Below are 578 nucleotides of genomic sequence, written 5' to 3' on the forward strand. Positions count from 1 at the left end.
CAACGCTTTTCGCAAGTTACTACGTCCTTCATCGCCTCTGACTGCCAAGGCATCCACCGTATACGCTTAGTCGCTTAACCATACAACCCAAATGAGTTTCACTCACCTGAGCCGCATTGCGACCAGCTTGGTTTTACTTGTCTCACTTCTGACCAAAGAAGTGGACGCGCCTTAGACGTAAACTATTCAATAAAGAATAATTTACTATTGAATATTCAAGACACTTAATAAAGTGTTTGAGAACTCATGTTCAATGCTTTCGCATTAAACGTTTTGTAATTAATTACATGACAGACTCATGCAATTAAATACTATCAGCTTTCCAAATTGTTAAAGAACAATGCGTACCGGCTCGCGGCGCATTCAGCTCTGACTTCTCCTAAGAGAAGATAAACAAGCAATCTGTGTGAACACTCAAAAGGTACACGGATGTACCGAATGTCGAAAATGCAGGAGCATTTTTCGACCAAACATTAAGTTAGTCGTATAGGTAAGGAGGTGATCCAGCCCCAGGTTCCCCTAGGGCTACCTTGTTACGACTTCACCCCAGTCATGAACCACAAAGTGGTGAGCGCCCC

At 43.1% G+C, this 578-nt stretch carries 2 rRNA genes; both read right to left on the reverse strand.

What is annotated here, in order from left to right:
- Positions 1-80: ribosomal RNA gene (locus KO533_RS22415) — 23S ribosomal RNA — on the reverse strand; the annotation flags it as partial.
- A 411-nt stretch (positions 81-491) separates the two neighbouring features.
- A 16S ribosomal RNA gene (locus KO533_RS22420) occupies positions 492-578 on the reverse strand; the annotation flags it as partial.

Source organism: Shewanella sp. NKUCC05_KAH (assembly GCF_019345585.1).
GTDB classification, from domain to species: Bacteria; Pseudomonadota; Gammaproteobacteria; order Enterobacterales; family Shewanellaceae; genus Shewanella; species Shewanella oncorhynchi.